14 protein-coding genes are annotated in these 18,554 nt (G+C 63.3%); 6 read left to right on the forward strand and 8 right to left on the reverse strand.

Annotated elements, in window-relative coordinates; all coding sequences use genetic code 11:
• Positions 1–40 precede the first annotated feature (40 nt).
• The 6 genes from KHO23_RS32665 to KHO23_RS32690 form a co-directional block, all read right to left on the reverse strand.
• Entirely contained in the window at positions 41–271 is a 231-nt protein-coding gene (locus tag KHO23_RS32665) for a hypothetical protein (protein WP_211616926.1), read from the reverse strand.
• A 147-nt stretch (positions 272–418) separates the two neighbouring features.
• On the reverse strand, positions 419–1,336 hold the full coding sequence (locus tag KHO23_RS32670) for a carbohydrate kinase family protein (protein ID WP_211616928.1): 918 nt from the start codon (positions 1,334–1,336) through the stop codon (positions 419–421).
• A 5-nt stretch (positions 1,337–1,341) separates the two neighbouring features.
• Positions 1,342–2,616, reverse strand: coding sequence for an AGE family epimerase/isomerase (locus tag KHO23_RS32675; RefSeq protein ID WP_211616930.1), 1,275 nt, complete (start codon positions 2,614–2,616; stop codon positions 1,342–1,344).
• A complete protein-coding gene (locus tag KHO23_RS32680) occupies positions 2,613–3,599 on the reverse strand; it encodes a LacI family DNA-binding transcriptional regulator (RefSeq protein ID WP_211616932.1) in 987 nt (328 codons plus the stop codon). Before KHO23_RS32680 ends, KHO23_RS32675 begins: the two co-directional genes overlap by 4 nt.
• A gap of 200 nt (positions 3,600–3,799) precedes the next feature.
• On the reverse strand, positions 3,800–5,653 hold the full coding sequence (locus KHO23_RS32685) for an EAL domain-containing protein (RefSeq protein ID WP_211616934.1): 1,854 nt from the start codon (positions 5,651–5,653) through the stop codon (positions 3,800–3,802).
• Between the two features lie 282 nt (positions 5,654–5,935).
• Entirely contained in the window at positions 5,936–6,964 is a 1,029-nt protein-coding gene (locus tag KHO23_RS32690; RefSeq protein WP_211616936.1) for a bile acid:sodium symporter family protein, read from the reverse strand.
• Between the two features lie 557 nt (positions 6,965–7,521).
• Here KHO23_RS32690 and KHO23_RS32695 point away from each other — a divergent pair.
• From KHO23_RS32695 to icmF, 4 genes are all read left to right on the forward strand, one after another.
• Positions 7,522–8,070 carry a hypothetical protein gene (locus KHO23_RS32695; protein ID WP_211616972.1) on the forward strand — a complete coding sequence of 183 codons (549 nt, stop codon included), beginning with the start codon at positions 7,522–7,524 and terminating at the stop codon, positions 8,068–8,070.
• Between the two features lie 547 nt (positions 8,071–8,617).
• Positions 8,618–9,706: a porin gene (locus tag KHO23_RS32700; RefSeq protein WP_211616938.1), complete on the forward strand. Its 1,089-nt coding sequence runs from the start codon at positions 8,618–8,620 to the stop codon at positions 9,704–9,706.
• A gap of 229 nt (positions 9,707–9,935) precedes the next feature.
• Positions 9,936–10,874: a LysR family transcriptional regulator gene (locus tag KHO23_RS32705; RefSeq protein WP_211616940.1), complete on the forward strand. Its 939-nt coding sequence runs from the start codon at positions 9,936–9,938 to the stop codon at positions 10,872–10,874.
• Positions 10,875–11,001: 127 nt separating this feature from the next.
• Complete coding sequence (gene icmF / locus KHO23_RS32710) at positions 11,002–14,577, forward strand: fused isobutyryl-CoA mutase/GTPase IcmF (RefSeq protein WP_211616942.1); 3,576 nt, start codon at positions 11,002–11,004, stop codon at positions 14,575–14,577.
• 76 nt (positions 14,578–14,653) lie between these two features.
• Here icmF and KHO23_RS32715 read toward each other — a convergent pair whose 3' ends face one another.
• Positions 14,654–15,613 carry an NAD(P)H-dependent flavin oxidoreductase gene (locus KHO23_RS32715; RefSeq protein WP_211616944.1) on the reverse strand — a complete coding sequence of 320 codons (960 nt, stop codon included), beginning with the start codon at positions 15,611–15,613 and terminating at the stop codon, positions 14,654–14,656.
• Positions 15,614–15,924: 311 nt separating this feature from the next.
• Between KHO23_RS32715 and KHO23_RS32720 the strand changes: the two genes are divergently transcribed.
• On the forward strand, positions 15,925–16,815 hold the full coding sequence (locus tag KHO23_RS32720) for an alpha/beta fold hydrolase (protein ID WP_211616946.1): 891 nt from the start codon (positions 15,925–15,927) through the stop codon (positions 16,813–16,815).
• Between the two features lie 77 nt (positions 16,816–16,892).
• Here the strand turns inward: KHO23_RS32720 and KHO23_RS32725 are convergent, their stop codons facing one another.
• Positions 16,893–17,363: an Lrp/AsnC family transcriptional regulator gene (locus tag KHO23_RS32725; RefSeq protein WP_154558826.1), complete on the reverse strand. Its 471-nt coding sequence runs from the start codon at positions 17,361–17,363 to the stop codon at positions 16,893–16,895.
• 114 nt (positions 17,364–17,477) lie between these two features.
• Between KHO23_RS32725 and KHO23_RS32730 the strand changes: the two genes are divergently transcribed.
• Positions 17,478–18,377: a DMT family transporter gene (locus KHO23_RS32730; RefSeq protein WP_211616948.1), complete on the forward strand. Its 900-nt coding sequence runs from the start codon at positions 17,478–17,480 to the stop codon at positions 18,375–18,377.
• The last annotated feature ends 177 nt before the right edge of the window (positions 18,378–18,554 follow it).

An 18,554-nucleotide genomic window follows, 5' to 3' on the forward strand; every position in this document is an offset into this window, starting at 1 on the left:
TCAGAGGTGGCGCCGCGTCATGGACACGGCGCCGGCTTGCCTAGAGTTCGATTTCCCCAAGGATACGGTGGGCGAGGGCCTTGGCTTCTTCGAGCGCTTCCTCCGGCGTGGACGAGGCGGTGTCGACCTCGTAGACCGTGGTCTCCTGGTCGGCGGTTGCTTCACCTTCGTCGCGGGAAAGGGTGACCAGGCCCTGCCACGCGTCGCTCTGTACTTCTCTTATCGACGCGGTGGCCGTGTAGATGCCTTTGGTGTAGGTGATGTCCTCCATGGCGACGCTCCTTGTTCCAAAGGGTTGGGTTTTTTCATCCTAGCACGATGATCGAACTCCGGTTTTTTGCCTGCGCGGCGCTCGATGTCTACAACCGATGTCTACAACCGGTGCCTACAACAATACGCGTCGCACAAGACAAAAAAACTACAGCAGCGCGACAACTTCATCCAATGAAGGCGCATGGGCGCCCGCGTGGCGGCAAGCCGCCGCGCCGGCGGCGAGAGAAAAGGCCAGGTGCTCCGGCCACGCCCGCTGCGGCGCGGCCATCAGGCTGAACAGCAGGCCGCCGATAGACGCATCCCCCGCACCCACGGTATCGACCACTTCGACCCGAGGCGGCCGAGCCTCGACGACCGTGGCGCCGTCGATCAACATGGACGTCTCCGGTCCGCGTGTCACCAGCACGGTGGCCACGGGATTCATGGCCCGTAGCTGGGCAAGCGCGCCGGCCTCGTCGTCCGTCTTGAAGAGCATGCGCAAATCCTCGTCCGACACCTTGATCAGGTCGGCCAGCGCAGCCATCTTTCGCAACGTGGGCTCGTACCCGTGCTCCATCAGGTTCCGGTAATTCGGATCGAAACTGATCTTCACGCCGCGCGCGCGCAATTCGGCTGCCAACGCGGCAAGTGTGTCGCCAAGCGGCTGACGCACCAGGCTGATGCAACCGAAATGCGCCCATTTCACCTGCCCGATCCAGCCAGCCGGCAAGCGCGCCGGATCGAACGCCAGATCGGCGCCGTTCTCACCCATGAAAAAGTACGCAGGCGGATGGGTCCGATGAACGATCGCCAGCAGGGGCGGCCGCGCCACGCGCTGCATGAAGCGCATGTCGAGCCCCGCGGCAACGCTCGCGTTCCACAGGTCGTCGGAGAAGTTGTCGACGCCTAGCGACCCGGCACACGCCGTCGGCAAACCGAGCCGCGCCACGCAGCGCGCGACATTCCAGCCGGCACCGCCAGGACGCGAGAGCCATTGCGAGGCGCCGGTCCGCACGAGATCGGTGAGGATGTCGCCGGCTGAGACGAAGAGGGGGAATTCGGTATTCGCGCTCAAGTTGCTCATTTTGCTTACTCCGCGGATTCGGGCGCGGGCGCCGCGCCGTCAGGCAGTGCGTGCGCCAGCACCTCGTAGCACGCACCCATCGTGTGATAGTCGGTCTTGCCGGCGGGACTCTTTTCGTCGCTGTACTTACGGTTGTCGCAGGTGAGGATGCGGTACCACGCGCCATACTTGTGATCGACGAAATGCGTCCAGCTGTAGCGCCAGATCTCGTCGTACCAGTCCCAGAAGCGCTCGTTGCCGGTGCGCCTGCCGAGCAGCGCCGCGGTCGCGAAGGTCTCCGCCTGAACCCAGAAATACTTGTCGTGGTCGCATACGGTGCCGTCCGGGCCGAAGCCGTAATAGAGCCCGCCGTGATCTTCGTCCCAGGCATGCGTCATGGCGGCGTCGAATAGTTCGATGGCGCGCGGCAGCAACCACGGCAACGGACGATAGCGCTCCAGAATCAGCAGCAGTTTGGCCCATTCGGTCTGGTGCCCGGGCTGGAAGCCCCATGGACGGAAGATGTTCGAGCTGTCTTCCTGGTTGTAATGCCAATCGACCGACCAGTCCGCGTGAAAGTGCTCCCACACGAGACCTTGCGAGAGCTTCGCCTGACGCAGCGTGATGTTCGACGCCACCCGTTCCGCCCGATCGAGATAGACCAGGTGCCCGGTCGCCTCGTGCGCGGCGAGGAGCGCCTCGGTGGTGTGCATGTTCGCGTTCTGGCCGCGGTATGAACTGACGCGCCAGTCGGGTGTCGCCTCGTCGGCATAGAGACCTGCGGCGGCGTCCCAGAAACGATGCTCCATGAGCTCGAAGGTCGCGCCGATCATCGGCCGCGCTTCCTCGATGCCGGCCATCGCCGCATGCGAATACGCAAGCAGCACGAACGCGAGGCCATAGCAGTGGCGCGTGGCGTCAAGCGTGCGTTTCTTGCCGTCGTGCCATTCGAGCTCCCAGTCGTAGCCTTCGTGTTCGGCGTCCCAATGCGCTTCGCGCAGGAAGCGCAAACCGTGGCGCGCGTACTCGAGATGCTGCGGGTCGCCGAACTGGCGATACGCCATTGCGTAGTTGAAGACGTAGCGGCACGTGCTCACCAGATGCCGCGTGGTCTTGTCGTACACCGAGCCGTCGTCGCGGAAAAAATGGAAGAAGCCGCCGCTCTGATCGCGCACGTTCGGTGCGTAAAAGCGCAGGGTGTCCTGCACATGAGCGAGCAGGAAGTCGAGGCTGCGAAAGCTGTCGACGGACGGCGCCGCGGTGGCGCCGTTAGCGAGGTGAAGCGGATCGGATTGCGTCATGGCGTTTTTACCAAAGTACTGGCGCGGGCAATGAGATGGACGGGCAAGTGAACTTCGAGTTCAGCGGGTGCGTCTTCAAGCAGAAGCTCGACGCCGCGGCGGCCGAGCGCTTCCTTGTCGACCGAAATGGTCGACAACGGCGGCGTGGCATGCGCGGCGGCGGGAATGTCGTCGAAGCCGACGATCGCGATGTCCTCGGGCACGCGGATGCCTCGCGCGAGGCACACGCGCAGCGCGGCGAGCGCGGCGGCGTCGTTGTAGGCGAATACGGCATCGGGCCGCGGGCCGGGCGCATCGAGCAACTGATGCATGGCGCGCGCGGCGCCGCTGTCGGGATCGAGACCGGCGTCGATCGTGACTTCCAGCGACGGGTCGAACAGCAACCCCGCTTCGAAAAACGCGCGCCGGTAACCGAGCGCGCGCTGGGCAATGCTGAAGTGCGCGAGCGAGCCGCCGATGAACGCAACGCGCTTGCGCTGCTGTTCGAACAGATGCCGCATGGCGAGCGTGGCGCCCGCGGCGTTGTCGAGATTCACCGAGCGCAAGCCCGGCGCCCAGAGGTCGATCAGCACGAGCGGGCGTTGCATCGCCACCAGCGTGGCCAGCGTTTCAGGCTCGACGAAACCGGCGATCGCCACCGCGTCCGGCGCATGCAGGCGCATCTGATGGATCACGTCTTCGGTCGGGCCGGCGGTCAGCACGGACGGAACAATGCCGCGTTCGCGGCATGCGTCTTCCACGCCGTGCAGCACGTGCGAAAAGAATGGGCTGACGGCGAAGTTGTTGTGCTGACGGTGCAGCAGAAAAGTGAGACGGCGGATCCGCGGGCGCAACTGTGCGGCGTCATAGCCGAGCTGCCGCGCCGCTTCGACAACGCGTTCGCGGGTGGCCTCGGAAAGGCCGGGCTGATTCTTCAGGGCGCGTGAGACGGTGCCGATCGACACGCTTGCCGCGCGCGCGACGTCGCGGATGGTTGTGGCCATCGAATGAAGCGGCCGCAAGAGGGGCCGCCGTACGCTGTTTGGGTTCGGGCGATTGTATAGTAAAACGTGGCGGAAACCGCCTCACGAACCCATGATCCGTACCCGTAAATACCCGTAGACAGTGGCGCTGGCCCGATTTATGTTGTTTAGTAAAAAATACTAAACAAGGCGTGAGTGTAGGCGTGGGCGCGCCCCAGCACTCAGTCGACAGGCATCACCGCCACGTCAGCCTGTCCGCGCAGCAGCGCCACGCTCTCATCCGCGTCGATCAGCACGAAGCCACTCGTCTCGTGCTTTGCGCGCCGCTTCGCCAGCGCCGCGACAGACGCAATTTCCTCGCTGCTGTAAAACGACGGACCGCCGTCCGACTCGACGCGCACGCAGCCGATCGCCATCGTCACGAAGCCGAAGAAGGTCGGATTGCCGCGCCGGTCTTCACCGTGGATGCCGCCGGCCAGCCGGTCGGCCGGCGCGTAGAAGCGCTGCGCGCCTTCGTTGAACAGGTGGATCGCGCGCAGCACGCGGTCTTGCCAGTCCTCGCTCTGGAACAGGATCAGGAAATCGTCGCCGCCGACGTGCCCGAGGAAATCGCGGGTCGGGTCGCAGACGTCGGCAAGCACGGCGGCCGCGAATTTCAGCACTTCGTCGCCCTGCCAATAGCCGTACTGATCGTTAAAGGGCTTGAAGTGGTTCAGATCGACGTAGCACGCGTAGAAGCCCGCGTCGTTGCCCAACAGGCGGGCGATGTGCGAACTGATCGGGATGTTGCCCGGCAAGAAGGTCAGCGGGTTCGCGTAGCGCGCGGCTTCGATGCGCACCTCGGTCACCGCGCGCACGAGGTTCTCGCCCGTGCCGAGACCGGCGTATTTGCCGTCGCGGTCGGTGATGACGAAGCCGTCGGCGAGATAACGCTGGTCGTCGCTCGCGAGCAGTTTGGCCATTTGTTCGACGGTCATCGATTGCTCGATGATCACCGGCGACGCGTTCGCAAACTGCAGGCACGGCCGCTTGCCGAACAGTTCGCGGTGGTAAGGCAGCGCGTAGCGGTCCATGAAACTGCGGCGATTGATCAGTGCGACGGGTTGGTCGTGCTCGACCACCGCCACCGCGTGCAGATCGGGCAGGCGGTTGAACAGTTCGAGCACGTCGTTGTTGGTGGCATGGCGCGGCAGCGCGGGCGCATGCACCATCATCTTCGCCGAGGCCATGCCGCCCGAGGGCGACGCGCTGCTCACCGTGCGCGTGGTTTCGGGGAACACGGCGATGTGGCCGGCGCGCAGTGCGTCGCGGGCGTCGTCAGTGACCCTGCTGGCCGGCTTGGCATGCGGACGGCCGAAGAAAAAGCCCTGCCCGCAGGCGATCCCCATGTCGCGCACCACGATCAGATCCGCTTCGTCCTCGATGCCTTCGGCCACCAGCCGTGCGCCGCTTGCGTTGGCGAAGTGCTGCATGGCGCGCACGGCTTCGAACTTGAGCGAATCGCTGGAGATGCCGTGGATGAAGAAGCGGTCGATCTTGACGACGTCCGGTTGCAGGCGCACCCAAAGATTCATGCTGGCGTTCGCGGTGCCGTAGTCGTCGAGCGCGAACTGCGCGCCCGCCATACGCAGCGCCGAAATCACAGGCAGGAAGCTGGCGATATCCTGAATCGTGCTTTGCTCCGTCAGTTCGATCACGATCCGTTGCGGATCGACGCCGCGGCGGCGCAACAGCTCGAGCGTGTCGTCGCGTGTTTCCGCCAGTTGCCGGATCGCGCCCGCGCTGAAATTGAGAAACAGCTTGCCGTCGAAATCGAGCCTCGCGAACGCTTCGATGCAGGTGCGCGCGGCGGCCTGTTCGAGTTCAAGCGTGCAGCCTTCGGCGAGTGCCTGCGAAAACAGGGCGAACGGCGCCTCGAGCGACGTGTCGGCCGGGCCGCGGATCAAACCTTCGTAGCCGAGGATCGCGCCGTCGTCGAAATCGATGATCGGCTGGAATACGGCGGACAAGTCACGCCGGGCGATCAACTCCTCGATGCGCGGCGTAGCGGATCGGGAGGGCGAACGAAGTTGCATGGCAGTTAGGCGTAGCGATCGACCTTCGTCTTATCGACCCATCCTGGGTGAAATTAAGTGAATTTTTAGTGAAGCGTTGCACCGGGATGGTGCGCTTGGGCCTGGGCCCAGCCTCGCCGTCGGCTCGTTTTGCCACGGCCAGGACTTTGCCTATGCCATCCGGCTGAGGCGACAGCGGCGGTGTTTGAGCGTGAAATAACAAAAAAGCCGCACGAGGCGGCTTTCTTCGAATGACGCTCAGGGAGGGCGCTTATGAATGTCCTGTTTGCATTGCGCGCGTATTCAACGGCGCGCCACAGCGGGGGCGGGCTGCTCGCGCGAGGCGGCACGGGTTTCGCCGCTGAGGTCGCGAGCACCCCAGCGCTGCGCGAGCGCGGCGCACACCATCAACTGGATCTGGTGGAACAGCATCAGCGGCAAGACCACCGCGCCCACCGCGTGCGAGGCGAAAATCACCTTGGCCATCGGCACGCCGGCGGCGAGGCTTTTCTTCGAACCGCAGAAGATGATCGTGATCTGATCGGCGCGGTTGAATCCGAGCCGCTTGCTGACCAGGATCGTCAAGGCCAGCGCGAGCGCGAGCAGCACCACGCAGATCAACAGCAGGCCGCCGAGCGCGGACAACGGAATCGTATGCCACAGGCCTTCGTTGACGGCCTCGCTGAACGCGCCGTACACCACCAGCAGGATCGAGCCCTGGTCGACGAACTTCAGCACGCCGCGGTTGCGTTCGATCCACTTGCCGATCAGCGGGCGCAGCAACTGCCCGGCCACGAACGGCACCAGCAATTGCAGAACGATGTTGCCCACCGTATGCCACGGCGAGGCGCCGCCGCTCGCGGCCTGATTGGTGACGACGAGGCTGACGAGTGCGGGCGTGATGAAGATGCCCAGCAGGCTCGAGGCCGACGCGCTGCATACGGCGGCGGGCACGTTGCCTTTGGCAATAGAGGTGAACGCGATAGACGATTGAACCGTAGACGGCAGCGTGCAGAGGAAGAGGACCCCCGCATAGAGCGCCGGCGTGACAAGTGGCGAAAGGAGCGGCTTCAGCGCGAGGCCGAGCAGCGGAAAGAGCGCGAAGGTGCTGAGCAGCACCACCAGATGCAGGCGCCAATGCGTCGCACCCGCAATGATCGCTTCGCGTGAAAGCTTGGCGCCGTGCAGGAAAAACAGCAGGCCGACTGCGACGTTCGTCACCCAGTTGAACCCGACAGCGGCCTGCCCGTGAACCGGCAGGAGGCTGGCGAGGATCACGGTGCCCACAAGGCACAAGGTGAAATTGTCGGGAAGCAGTTTCGGGCGAGCCATGGCGGAATCTCGATTCGGTGATGCGGAAAGCAGGGCGCGTGCGAATGCGCCCGACTCAGGCTATGAAAAACGCCTATTGTTGTTGAAAACTGATTAAATATGCAAATTCATTTAACGAATCGATTAATGAGCATTGCGCATCAAATCGCTGTATCGGCGAGCTTCAGTCGATGCCCATGGTCAGTTTCAGTATTGGCGAGCGCATCTGTTTGGTCCACTGCCGTTTTGACAATCAGGCGAAAAATCCGCCTGGAATTCGTCATACGCGAGCTTGCTTGGCGGATCCTGGTAAAGCCGCCGGACCAAGCTGTTTCAAGGCTTTGGCGCAATGGCTCTGTCGCAGAAAAACGTCGCAGTAACAAGGTGTTACAACAGCGGTCGAGGCCTAACACTTTTTGGCTCGACACCCTTTGCCCACACCCATAAATTACTGCTCAAAGGCCATCGGGATGCCCCGCGCCGCGACAGATTCGCGGCGCTCGTGCCGGTCCCAGAACAAGTCCATCGCAGCTCGAACGGTGGGCTTCAGGCAAGTCTTCGGGCATGTGAGTCACTTGGTGGACGGGTTGTCGAGAACGAAGCACTGGGCGTTGGGCGCGGTTATCGCCGCGTTGTGCTCGTTCGCCTATGCAAAAGTATCGGGCATACCGCATATCGGCGGTGGTGGCGGTTACTCGCGCGCCGCTGCGGACCACCCAATGCGCGGCGATGCGCGTAACCGCGGCTATTACTATGGCGCCGCCAATGTAAGACCGGCTCGCAACAACGTGGTCGACAGCAACGCGCGCTTGCCGCATGGCGGCGCGAACTTCGCCACTGGCAGCTACGTGAACGGCTTTGGCGGTCACAACCCAGGCATGCGTCGTGTCGCCGGGCCGGCTGGATATCCTGACGATGGCCGCGGCGGCATGCAGTACGCCGGCGCTATCACCCCGGTTAGTGCCGAATCGCGCGCGGTGCCCCGGCCGCCGCCGAACGCGCCAGTTCGCGCCGGCTCGATTCGCGCCGATGTCGCCCGCTACAACGAAGAGCGCGGCGCCTCGCGCGCCATGCCGCGCCAGACTGACGACCCGCGTCAGCAGGTAGGTTCGCCATACCGTAACTAATCGCGGACTAAAAGCTCGCGATAAGTGCGGTCCTACACCGCGCGTCCTTTCACATAATCCCCTTCGCACGCTTCGCCGAATCCGCTTTTCCGGCTTTCAAACCGGTTCGCGGCGGCATTGCGCGTCGCCGCCGTCCGGAAAGCCCCTGTCAATGTGACGTTTCGACGCCACACTTTTTTGAAAACGCTCGGCAGCACACTGCGTCTCGTCGTCAAATTCGATCAGCTTCGCCGCGGCGCGTCATCCGTATGTCATCTCAACCGTTATCACCCAGTCGGGCGCAATGTCAGTAACGCTTTGCGCCGAACCGTGAAGTCCGCCGCAATGCGGCGATGACGTACGCGGCCACGGCTTTATCAGGCCGATAAGTGACAAAACTAATCAGATCGCTATACCCGCAATAACCCACGATATTTTTGTCCATAAAAATGGTCCGCAAAGATGGTCCCGCCCAGATTGGCTCGATGATCGAACGGACGACAACAACGGTTCGCGCGAGCTCCCCCTTTCGCACAGCCACACCCTTTTGACAAAGACAGGAGAACCCATGAAAACAAGCATCAGCAGTGCGCTGAAGACCACCCTCAAGGCAACCGCGTGTGCCGCTCTGCTGGCCAGTGCATCGTCTGCTTTTGCGCAATCGAGCGTGCAACTCTACGGTCAGGTCGACGAATGGGTTGGCGCGCAGAAATTCCCGGGCGGCAAGACGGCAGTGCAGGTGTCCGGTGGCGGCATGTCGACGTCGTACTGGGGCTTGAAGGGGGCTGAGGATCTGGGCAACGGCTACAAGGCGATCTTCACGCTGGAAGGCTTCTTCCGTGCGCAGAACGGCCAGTACGGCCGCTTCCAGGGCGACACGATGTTCTCGCGTAACGCGTACGTCGGTATCGAATCGCCGTACGGCACGGTGACGGCCGGCCGTCTGACCACGCCGCTGTTCGTGTCGACGATCCTGTTCAACCCGTTCATCGACTCGTACGTGTTCTCGCCGATGGTGACCCACGTGTACCTTGGGCTCGGCACGTTCCCGACCTACTCGACGGATCAGGGCGTGACAGGCGATTCGGGCTGGAACAACGCGGTGTCGTACTCATCGCCGAACTTCGGCGGCCTGTCCGCTACGGCGATGTACGCGCTCGGCAACACGGCAGGTCAGAACAGCGCGAAGAAGTGGAGCGGCCAGGTGCTGTATTTCCACGGCCCGTTCGCGGCGACGGCGGTGTACCAGTACGTGAACTTCAACAACGTGCCGGGTGACCTCGGCAGCTTCGATTCGTCTGGCGTTCCGGGCCTGAAGAGCCAGAGCGTGGCGCAAGCCGGCGTCTCGTACGACATGAAGTTCGTAAAGTTCTTTGGGCAATACATGTACACGTATAACCAGCAGACCATTTCGAGCTGGCACGTGAATACGGCGCAGGGCGGCGTGTCGGTACCGGCCGGCCCGGGTACGGTGATGGCGTCGTACGCCTATTCTCGCGACGGTGGCGGCCTCGACCAGACCCGTCAGACGGCGGCAGTCGGCTACGACTATCCGCTGTCCAAGCGCACGGACATCTACGCGGCTTATATGTACGACAAGATCACCAGCCAGTCGAGCGGCAACACGTACGGCGTCGGCCTGCGCGCGAAGTTCTAAACGGCTGGAGTCAAGGCGGCCGGCACCTGCGAGCAGGCGCCGCGTGACGCCAACCCTGTGGAAACAGGCAGCATCTGCGAAGCCCACCTTCTCCGGAAGGTGGGCTTCGCCGTTTCTGGCATCCGCTTCAGGTGCCTGCTTCAGGTTCCCACCTCTCCGCGATTTACCGACCAGTTTTTGATAAACCCGGCAAAATGGCGTCGATTGATTCCTGAAGCGAGCGATTGAGATGGATACCCTCGTCAGCATGAAAGTGTTCCGCCATGTGGTCGAAGTCGGCAGCTTTGTCGGCGCGGCCGAACGGATGGAGATGTCGGCGGCGATGGCGAGCAAGCACGTGATGCACCTCGAGCAGCAACTCGGCGCGCGTTTGCTGAACCGCACCACGCGCCGTGTCGCGCCGACCGAGGCGGGCCGCGAATATTACGAACGCCTAAGCCAGGTGCTCACCGAACTTGAAGAAGCCGGGCAGGTGGTCGGCGCGGCGAGCGTCGTGCCGCAGGGGCGCTTGCGGGTGTCGTCGTTGTCGGCTTTCGGCTTGAGCCACGTGATGGCCGCGGTGGCCGACTACGCCGCGCAGTATCCGCAAGTCACCGTCGACATGACCCTGTCCGACCGCGTGGTCGAACTGATCGACGAAGGCTACGACGTCGCGATCCGGGCCTCGCCGAGCGGGCTGAAATCGTCTTCGCTGATCGCCCGGCAGATCGCGACTGCCCATCTGGTGCTGTGCGCGTCGCCGGCCTATCTGCGCCGGCACGGCACGCCGAAGACCGTCGCCGATCTGGCGCGTCACAACTATCTGCAATACGCGGGTGTGTCCGCGCTCGAAATCGCTCCCGCGGCCGGCGATGCCTCGTCGCGCGTGCGTCTGTCCGGCAATCTGATCGTCAACCACCTGGAGGCGCAGCGCGTGATCGTGCTGCAAGGCGCGGGCATCGCGATGCTCGGCACCGAGGTGATCGGCGACGATCTGGCTGCGGGGCGCCTGGTGCCGCTACTGGTGGACGACGTGCCGCCGCGCGAGTTACCGATCCACGTCGTCTATGCGAGCCGTCGGCATCTGTCGGCCAAAGTGCGCTCGTTCGTCGACTTCCTGGCCGACCGGTTCGCGAACGAATCGCTTTGGCCTTCGCTCGAGCAGATCAAGGCGCTCGCGGTGCGGTAGGCGCGTTGCGCGGCTACGCCAGCCGGTGCGCAAGCGCTTTGAGCCGCGTGCAGCCGCCCGATCAGGCGCCTCCCCCGTTTCGCTATACTGGTTGCAGCACCCATACGCGTAACGATCTGGGGGAGACATGACCGATCTGTCCACGCCGCAGCGCGCCGGTGGCCACAAGCTGCCCGCGGGCCGGCGCCTGCGTTTCGTCACGGCCGCCGCCTTGTTCGACGGCCACGACGCGTCGATCAACATCATGCGGCGCATTCTGCAAGCGAGCGGCGTCGAGGTGATCCACCTCGGCCACAACCGCTCGGTCGATGAAGTCGCCACCGCCGCATTGCAAGAAGACGCCGACGGCGTCGCCGTGTCGAGCTACCAGGGCGGCCACAACGAATACTTCCGTTATCTCGTCGATCTGCTGCGCGCGCGTGGCGGCGAGCGCATCAAGGTATTTGGCGGGGGCGGCGGCGTGATCGTCCCCGAAGAAATTGCCGAACTCGAGCGGTACGGTGTCGAGAAGATCTATTCACCGCATGACGGCCAGCGGCTCGGCCTGCAAGGCATGATCGACGACATGATGGCGCGCTGCGCCGAAGTCGTGCGCGCCGCTGCCGCCGCACGGGCGAGTCCGATTGGCGAGTGGGTGGCCGATTTGTCGGCGTGTGGGTTACCGCGTTTCGAGCCGCGCGCAGAGTCGCGCGTCGAACCAAGGGCCGGCGATCGCACCGACGCGCGCGATCGTCCCGCTAACTTGCGTCAGGCGGGCGGGGCGTTCCATGCCGGCCAGATCGCCGACAGCGTCAACGTTGCCGCTGCCGGTGCGGCCGACATCGCCAGTACAGCCGAACACTCAGACCCGGCAGCCTTCACCTTCCGCCGCCTTGCTCAACTGATCAGCGGGTATGAAGTGGGCCGCGTCAAATCAGCCGAGCAGGAAATACTATCGGTCCTTGCTGAAGCGACCGAGATCCCCGTCCTCGGTATCACCGGCACCGGTGGCGCCGGCAAATCCTCGCTGACCGACGAACTGATCCGCCGTTTTCGTCTCGACTATGGTGACGCCCTCACCATCGCCGTGCTGGCGATCGATCCGTCGCGCCGCAAATCCGGCGGCGCGCTGCTCGGCGACCGCATCCGCATGAACGCAATCGGTGATTGGGGTGGCGGCGCGCGCGTCTACATGCGCTCGATGGCGACGCGCAACGCGTCGAGTGAAATCACCGATTCTTTGTCCGACGTGCTCACGTTGTGCAAGGCCGCCGGCTTCGATCTGATCATCGTCGAAACGTCCGGGATTGGGCAGGGCAATGCGGCGATCGTGCCGTTCGTCGACGAATCGCTGTATGTGATGACACCGGAGTTCGGTGCGGCGAGCCAATTGGAGAAGATCGACATGCTCGACTTCGCCAGCTTCGTCGCGATCAATAAGTTCGATCGCAAGGGCGCGCCTGATGCGTTGCGCGATGTCGCCAAGCAGGTGCAGCGCAATCGCGGCGACTTCACCAGGTTGCCCGGCGCGATGCCGGTGTTCGGCACGATCGCCTCGCGCTTTAACGACGATGGCGTGACCGCGCTTTATCAGCACGTGGCCGAGGCACTGCGCACGCACGGCCTGCGTTCAGGCGGAGGCCGTCTGCCCACGCTTGACGACCGGCGCTTTTCGAGCGGCCGCAACGCCATCGTGCCGCCGGCTCGCGTGCGCTATCTGGCGGATGTCGCGCAGACCGTTCACGTGTATCGCGAGCGTGCCGACGCGCAGGCACGGGTCGCACGTGAGCGCTGGCAGCTTACTGAAGCGCGCCGGATGCTCGGCGAAGCTAGTACAGGCACAGGCACAGGCACAGGCACAGGCACAGGCACAGGCACAGGCACAGGCACGAGCGCTGCAGCGGCCCATCTCCACACCCAACTCGACACACTCATCGCCCAACGCACCGCCGCCCTCGGCGAACGCGAACGCACACTTCTCGAAGCATGGCCGCAAACGGTGGCCGCCTATTCCGGCGACGAACACATCGTCCGGATTCGCGACCGCGACATTCGTACCGCGCTCATCGTCACGACACTATCCGGATCCAAGGTCCGCAAAGTCGCGCTGCCGAAATTCGTCGACCACGGCGAAATCCTGCGTTGGCTGATGCTCGACAATCTTCCCGGCTACTTTCCGTTCACCGCGGGCGTGTTTCCGTTCCGCCGTGAAAACGAAGACCCGACACGGATGTTCGCTGGCGAAGGCGATCCGTTCCGCACCAACCGCCGCTTCAAATTGCTCTCCGAAGGCATGCCGGCCAAACGTCTTTCGACGGCCTTCGACTCGGTCACCCTCTATGGCGAAGAGCCGCACGAGCGCCCCGACATCTACGGCAAGGTGGGTAACTCAGGCGTCTCCGTCGCGACGCTCGACGACATGAAAGCGCTCTACGACGGCTTCGATCTGTGTGCGCCCGAAACGTCGGTGTCGATGACGATCAACGGCCCGGCGCCGACGATTCTCGCGATGTTCTTCAATGTCGCGATCGATCAGCAGATCGCGCGCATGACGCAGCAGCAAGGCCGTTCGCTCACGGAAGACGAACTCGCCGCCGCCCGCCGCACCGCGCTGGAAAACGTGCGCGGCACGGTCCAGGCCGACATCCTGAAGGAAGATCAAGGCCAGAACACCTGCATCTTTTCGACCGAGTTCAGCCTGAAAGTGATGGGCGATATTCAGGCGTACTTTGTCGATCACCGCGTGCGGAATTTCTATTCGGTGTCGATCTCCGGCTATCACATCGCCGAGGCCGGCGCGAATCCGATCTCGCAGTTGGCGTATACGCTCGCGAACGGCTTCACCTATGTCGAGGCCTATCTCGCGCGCGGCATGTCGATCGACGACTTCGCGCCGAATCTGTCGTTCTTCTTTTCGAACGGCATGGACCCGGAGTACACGGTGCTGGGCCGTGTCGCGCGCCGCATCTGGGCCATTGCCATGCGTGAACGCTACGGCGCGAACGAACGCAGCCAGAAGCTCAAGTATCACGTGCAGACCTCGGGCCGCAGCCTGCACGCGCAGGAGATCGACTTCAACGATATCCGCACCACGCTGCAAGCGCTGATCGCGATCTACGACAACTGCAATTCGCTGCACACCAACGCATTCGATGAAGCGATCACCACGCCCACCGAAGATTCGGTGCGCCGTGCGGTCGCGATCCAGTTGATCATCAACCGCGAATGGGGGCTGGCGAAAAATCAGAATCCGAATCAGGGCAGCTTCGTGATCGAGGAGCTGACCGACCTGGTGGAAGAAGCGGTGCTGGCGGAATTCGATCGGTTGACCGAGCGCGGTGGCGTGTTAGGCGCAATGGAAACGGGTTATCAGCGCGGGCGCATTCAGGACGAGTCGATGCTGTACGAGCATCGCAAGCATGATGGCTCGTATCCGATCGTCGGCGTGAACACGTTTTTGAGCGCGCATCCCCATGAAGCGCCGCAGCCGATCGCGCTCGCTCGCTCCACCGATGAAGAGAAACAGAGCCAGTTGAAGCGCCTACGCGATTTTCAGGCACGGCACCAGGACGATGCACCCGCGGCGCTGGAGAGCCTGAAGCGCGCGGTGATCGACGATGACAACGTGTTCGCGGTGCTGATGGACGTCGTGCGTGTCTGCTCGCTCGGGCAAATCACGCACGCGTTGTTTGAAGTGGGCGGGCAGTACCGCCGCAATATGTGAAGCCGAAGCTTGCCGGGCTGCGGCTTCGCTCCAGGCGGAGCCGCGGCAATACCGTCACCCGTTCACGCGCAGCGCCTTACCGCGCGATGCCGAGTCGCGCTTTCGCGTCGTCATATTCCTTGGTCAAACGCTGAACCAGCTCGCCTACGCTCGGCACGTCGTCCATCAGGCCGACGCCCTGGCCTGCGCCCCAGATATCTTTCCACGCCTTCGCCTTGTCGCTGGCGAAGTTCATCGCGGTCTTGTCCGATTCCGGCAGCGCTTCCGGGTCCAGCCCCGCGTTCACGATACTTTCGCGAATGTAGTTGCCGTGCACGCCGGTGAACAGGTTCGTATAGATGATGTCCGACGCCGTGGAATTGACGATCGCCTGCTTGTAGCTGTCGACCGCGTGCGCTTCTTTGGTCGCGATGAAACGCGTGCCCATGTAGGCGAGGTCCGCGCCCATGGCCTGCGCGGCGAGAATCGAGCCGCCGTTGGCGATCGAACCGGACAGCACGATCGGGCCGTCGAACATGCGCCGTACTTCGCCGACCAGCGCGAACGGCGAGGTCGTGCCCGCATGCCCGCCGGCACCCGACGCCACCAGGATCAATCCGTCGACGCCCGCTTCCAGCGCCTTCTGCGCATGGCGAAGGTTGATCACGTCGTGCAGCACGATGCCGCCGTAGCTATGCACCGCGTCGACGATCTCACGCGCCGGTGCGCGCAGGCTGGTGATGAAGATCGGCACCTTGTGCTCGACGCACACCCGCACGTCGTGCTCGAGCCGCGTATTCGACTGATGAACGATCTGGTTGACGGCGATCGGCCCAATGATCGCGTCGGGATGAGCCGCCTTGTGCTCGGCGAGCTGGGCCTGAATCTGCGTGAGCCATTCGTCGAGCAGTTCGGCCGGGCGGGCATTCAGCGCCGGGAACGAGCCGACAATGCCGGCCTTACATTGAGCTAACACGAGTTCGGGATAGCTGACGATGAACATCGGCGAAGCGACGACGGGAAGCGCGAGTTTTTGCAGGACGGCGGGCAATGCCATGGTGCGAGTCTCCTGATGAACGGACCGGTGCGGCGTAAAGCGCCCGGCGATAATGAGTTTAGCGGCACATGGCCTGTGGTGCGCCGCGACTGACTGGTGGCATATAGCCGCCTCGATCCCGCCACGCATTTGCCACGGTCGCCCTAAAATTTAAGAACGATCGTTCGATTATAGGGCAAGCCGCCGCATCGTGTCCGTACGGAACAGTTGGAAGGAGTGTTCAGGTTCTATGCTTGCGTGGGCTATCCCACCCCGCGTCGACACATTGCGCTCCTACAATGCTTTGACTCCCAAACGACAAGAGACCCGCTATGGCCTTCGAGGATTTCACGCCCTTTCGCGTTGCCGTGGGCGACGTCGATATTTTCGGAGTGAAGGGCGGGGCAGGGCCGCCTTTGCTTTTGTTGCATGGTCACCCGCAGTCGCATCTGATCTGGCAGCGCTGCGCAGCGCAATTGGCGGAGCACTTCACCGTCATCGCCACCGACTTGCGCGGCTACGGCGCCTCAGGCAAACCACCGAGCGACGCCGAGCACACGCCGTATTCCAAACGCGCGATGGCGGCCGATCAGGTCGCCGTGATGCGCCACTTCGGCTTCGAACGATTCCTCGTGTGCGCGCATGATCGCGGCGCGCGGGTCGCGCACCGGATGGCGCTCGATCATCCGGACGCCGTCGAACGTTTGATGCTGCTCGACATCGCCCCAACGCTCGCGATGTACGAAGCGACTGACCGCGCCTTCGCGACGTATTACTTCCACTGGTTCTTCCTGATCCAGCCGGAGCCGCTGCCGGAGACGCTGATCGGCGCGAACCCGGCCGCGTATGTCGACTCGGTGATGGGGAGCCGTCACGCGGGGCTGGCGCCGTTCGCGCCCGAAGCGCTTGACGCCTATCGCAGCGCGCTGGCGCAACCCGGCGCCGTCCATGCGATGTGCGAGGACTACCGTGCGTCGGCAAGCATCGACCTCGAGCACGACCGGGCCGACATCGAGCGCGGCCACAAGATCGGCTGTCCGCTGCGTGTGCTGTGGGGCGACCAGGGGGTGATCGAGAAGTGCTTCGACGCGCTGGAGGAATGGCGTCACGTCGCGCGGGACGTGAGCGGACGTTCATTGCCGTGCGGGCATTACATTCCTGAAGAGGCGTCAGACGAACTGATCGCGGAGATGCTGTCGTTTTTCGAAGCGGTCGAACAGTAAGCAGTTTTGTTCATACGCAATGCGGCCACCAGTCGAGCGTGCGCCAGGTGACGTGGCCGCGCCGACGCACGCCTCGCTCAGCCTAGTGGCGGCAAGCGGCGCGCGACCGGCGTCGACTTGACGATCGCGGTGCTGGTCTCCGCGCGCTCGGTGACTTTCGACAGAATCTCGTCGAGCTGCTCGATCGAATGCAGATAGAGGCGGCAGATGAAACAGTCGTCGCCCGTTACCTTGTCGCATTCGACAAATTCCGGGATCCGCCGGATCACGTCTTCCACCAGATGCAATTGTCCGGGCAAGGGCTTCACGCGCACGATGGCCTGTAACGTGAAGCCGAGCGCCCGTGGATCGATCTGCACGGTGAAGCGCTCGATCACGCCCTGCGCTTCGAGCCTTCGCACGCGTTCGGCCGTACTCGGCGCCGAAAGGCCAACCAGACGTGCCAGTTCGCTGACCGGCTGGCGGGCGTCCGCAGCCAGCGCGGCGAGCAGCGCGCGGTCGGTTTCGTCGAGTGTCGCGGGTGTGGCGGGAGCAAGGCGTTTAGTCATGATGGCCTTCGATTATTAGGTCTCGTCCGGGCAAGACTTAATTTTAGCCATGTATTCGGGTGATCGGATTAATTACACTGCTTCTCATGCAGGAATCCATTCGAGGAACGAATCATGGCGTCAAATGAGATTCGCCGCGGTGCGGCGGAAATGACCATGGCCATGCTGATGTCGGGCACCATCGGCTGGCTGGTGGTGTCGTCGCAGCAGAGCCCGTTCAATGTGGTGTTCTTTCGCTGCATTTTCGGCGGTGCGACGCTGGCGCTCGTATGCGCCGTGCTCGGCCTGTTCAGGCGCAGGCTCTTTTCGTGGAAGATGCTCGGCCTCGCCCTGCTCGGCGGCGCGGCGATCGTCATCAACTGGGTTTTGCTGTTCGCGGCCTATTCACGCGCTTCGATCTCCATGGCCACCGCCGTGTACAACACCCAGCCGTTCATGCTGGTCGCGCTCGGCGCCTTGGTGTTTCGCGAGCGCATCAGCGCGTCGACGGTGGCCTGGCTGGTGATCGCGTTCATTGGTCTCGTGTTCGTGGTGAAGGTCGAGCCGGCGGTGTTGGCGGTGCCGGGCCAGTATCTGACCGGTGTTGCCTATGCCGTGGGCGCGGCGGCAATGTATGCGGTCTCGTCGATCATCACGAAGCGTCTGAAGGGCACGCCACCGCATCTGATCGCGCTGATCCAGGTGTCGCTCGGCGTCGTGATGCTCGCGCCGTTTGTGCGCTTCGATGCGCTGCCGGCTACCGGCGTGCAGTGGCTTGAATTGATCGTGCTCGGTGTCGTCAATACGGGGCTCATGTATGTGCTGCTCTACGGCGCGATCCAGAAGCTGCCGACTTCCATGACCGGTGCGTTGTCGTTCATCTATCCGGTGGTGGCGATCATTGTCGACCGGGTCGCGTTCGGACAGACGCTCGCATGGATTCAGGTGCTCGGTGCGGTGCTGATCCTGCTGGCAGCGGCAGGCGTGAATCTCGGCTGGCGCATCGTGCCGCAGAAACGTCTGTCCTCGACCTGATGAAATGACGGCGGTGCCGGTGCATTGCGCGGCGATAGTACGGATTCCGGAGTAACCCGCGCGCGGCATTGTTCATATAGACGGACCAATCACGCCCAGGCCGCCAGACTACGGAGCTTCGTAGCAGGGTCTGTATGCGCGTTTAAAAGGCGGCGTCAAGCTTCTGTAGGGAAATCA

Origin of the sequence: Paraburkholderia haematera, from assembly GCF_905220975.1 — a bacterium.
In the GTDB taxonomy this organism is placed as follows: Bacteria; Pseudomonadota; Gammaproteobacteria; order Burkholderiales; family Burkholderiaceae; genus Paraburkholderia; species Paraburkholderia haematera.

What these genes read in the sequence shown, in the direction of transcription:
- KHO23_RS32665 (WP_211616926.1), bottom strand. Translation starts at nt 271, where the DNA reads ATGGAGGACATCACCTACACCAAAGGCATCTACACGGCCACCGCGTCG.
- KHO23_RS32670 (WP_211616928.1), bottom strand. Translation starts at nt 1,336, where the DNA reads ATGAGCAACTTGAGCGCGAATACCGAATTCCCCCTCTTCGTCTCAGCC.
- KHO23_RS32675 (WP_211616930.1), bottom strand. Translation starts at nt 2,616, where the DNA reads ATGACGCAATCCGATCCGCTTCACCTCGCTAACGGCGCCACCGCGGCG.
- KHO23_RS32680 (WP_211616932.1), bottom strand. Translation starts at nt 3,599, where the DNA reads ATGGCCACAACCATCCGCGACGTCGCGCGCGCGGCAAGCGTGTCGATC.
- KHO23_RS32685 (WP_211616934.1), bottom strand. Translation starts at nt 5,653, where the DNA reads ATGCAACTTCGTTCGCCCTCCCGATCCGCTACGCCGCGCATCGAGGAG.
- KHO23_RS32690 (WP_211616936.1), bottom strand. Translation starts at nt 6,964, where the DNA reads ATGGCTCGCCCGAAACTGCTTCCCGACAATTTCACCTTGTGCCTTGTG.
- KHO23_RS32700 (WP_211616938.1), top strand. Translation starts at nt 8,618, where the DNA reads ATGAAAACAAGCATCAGCAGTGCGCTGAAGACCACCCTCAAGGCAACC.
- KHO23_RS32705 (WP_211616940.1), top strand. Translation starts at nt 9,936, where the DNA reads ATGGATACCCTCGTCAGCATGAAAGTGTTCCGCCATGTGGTCGAAGTC.
- icmF (WP_211616942.1), top strand. Translation starts at nt 11,002, where the DNA reads ATGACCGATCTGTCCACGCCGCAGCGCGCCGGTGGCCACAAGCTGCCC.
- KHO23_RS32715 (WP_211616944.1), bottom strand. Translation starts at nt 15,613, where the DNA reads ATGGCATTGCCCGCCGTCCTGCAAAAACTCGCGCTTCCCGTCGTCGCT.
- KHO23_RS32720 (WP_211616946.1), top strand. Translation starts at nt 15,925, where the DNA reads ATGGCCTTCGAGGATTTCACGCCCTTTCGCGTTGCCGTGGGCGACGTC.
- KHO23_RS32725 (WP_154558826.1), bottom strand. Translation starts at nt 17,363, where the DNA reads ATGACTAAACGCCTTGCTCCCGCCACACCCGCGACACTCGACGAAACC.
- KHO23_RS32730 (WP_211616948.1), top strand. Translation starts at nt 17,478, where the DNA reads ATGGCGTCAAATGAGATTCGCCGCGGTGCGGCGGAAATGACCATGGCC.